Origin of the sequence: Neobacillus vireti (assembly GCF_036962345.1) — a bacterium.
Taxonomy (GTDB): domain Bacteria; phylum Bacillota; class Bacilli; order Bacillales; family Cytobacillaceae; genus Neobacillus; species Neobacillus vireti_A.
Genome location: NZ_JBALNB010000035.1, coordinates 1 through 1,216, shown reverse-complemented (window position 1 = coordinate 1,216; position 1,216 = coordinate 1). Strand labels below are relative to the sequence as shown.

Genomic DNA, 1,216 nt, shown 5'->3' with positions numbered 1-1,216 from the left:
TACGTTGGCTTAGCTTTTTTTAAAAAACTAAAAAATTGTTTGTTGACGTTATTGTTTGTTTAGTTTTCAAAGAACAAAGCTACTTCATTGAATCGCTTCTTCTCATTATAAGTTCAGCGAACAATTCTTGTTTGTCGCTCAAGACGACTTTATTATCTTACCAAGTTATTAACCTAAAGTCAATAACTTTATTCAAAATTTATTATCTAATTTCACTAGAGTGAAATTAACCTTGGTGGAGCCTAGCGGGATCGAACCGCTGACCTCCTGCGTGCAAAGCAGGCGCTCTCCCAGCTGAGCTAAGGCCCCAAATTTTATTATAGTAAAAGAATGGTCGGGAAGACAGGATTCGAACCTGCGACCCCTTGGTCCCAAACCAAGTGCTCTACCAAGCTGAGCTACTTCCCGCAAAATATGGCGCGCCCGAAAGGAGTCGAACCCATAACCTTCTGATCCGTAGTCAGACACTCTATCCAATTGAGCTACGGGCGCATATAAACCTATTTTACATGTTAAAAATGGTGCCGAGGACCGGAATCGAACCGGTACGGTAGTCACCTACCGCAGGATTTTAAGTCCTGTGCGTCTGCCAGTTCCGCCACCCCGGCAATAATGGAGCGGAAGACGGGATTCGAACCCGCGACCCCCACCTTGGCAAGGTGGTGTTCTACCACTGAACTACTTCCGCATTATAATAGTAAAAAGCATAAGTGCGGGTGAAGGGAGTCGAACCCCCACGCCTTGCGGCGCCAGATCCTAAGTCTGGTGCGTCTGCCAATTCCGCCACACCCGCATATTGTGATTTTTTTGCTGCCGCAAATGGAAAGTTATCTTCGCGTTAGCGAAAAAACTTTGGTGAGCCATGAAGGACTCGAACCTTCGACCCTCTGATTAAAAGTCAGATGCTCTACCAACTGAGCTAATGGCTCGTACGAATACAATCCCCTAATTTTTGTTAAGGAAAAGTTGAAATCGTCAGATGTCTTTCCTGCTAAAAAAGCATGGTGCCGGCGAGAGGACTTGAACCCCCAACCTACTGATTACAAGTCAGTTGCTCTACCAATTGAGCTACCCCGGCATATATTGAAGATTATCTTCTCTATGTGAATAAATATGGTGGAGGATGACGGGATCGAACCGCCGACCCTCTGCTTGTAAGGCAGATGCTCTCCCAGCTGAGCTAATCCTCCATATAATACAGCCTGGCAACGTCCTA

At 45.6% G+C, this 1,216-nt stretch carries 9 tRNA genes; all 9 read right to left on the bottom strand.

The features are described 5' to 3' along the window. Positions 1-233: 233 nt before the first annotated feature. Positions 234-309: transfer RNA gene (locus V7108_RS26830), tRNA-Ala, on the bottom strand. Between the two features lie 22 nt (positions 310-331). Continuing rightward, positions 332-408 (bottom strand) — tRNA-Pro (locus tag V7108_RS26825). 7 nt (positions 409-415) lie between these two features. Further along, positions 416-492, bottom strand: a tRNA-Arg gene (locus V7108_RS26820). A gap of 27 nt (positions 493-519) precedes the next feature. Beyond that, positions 520-608, bottom strand: a tRNA-Leu gene (locus V7108_RS26815). Between the two features lie 5 nt (positions 609-613). Further along, positions 614-688 (bottom strand) — tRNA-Gly (locus V7108_RS26810). 23 nt (positions 689-711) lie between these two features. Then, positions 712-793 (bottom strand) — tRNA-Leu (locus V7108_RS26805). Positions 794-853: 60 nt separating this feature from the next. Next, positions 854-929 (bottom strand) — tRNA-Lys (locus V7108_RS26800). A 73-nt stretch (positions 930-1,002) separates the two neighbouring features. Next, a tRNA-Thr gene (locus V7108_RS26795) sits at positions 1,003-1,078 on the bottom strand. Between the two features lie 36 nt (positions 1,079-1,114). Further along, a tRNA-Val gene (locus tag V7108_RS26790) sits at positions 1,115-1,190 on the bottom strand. Between the last annotated feature and the right edge of the window lie 26 nt (positions 1,191-1,216).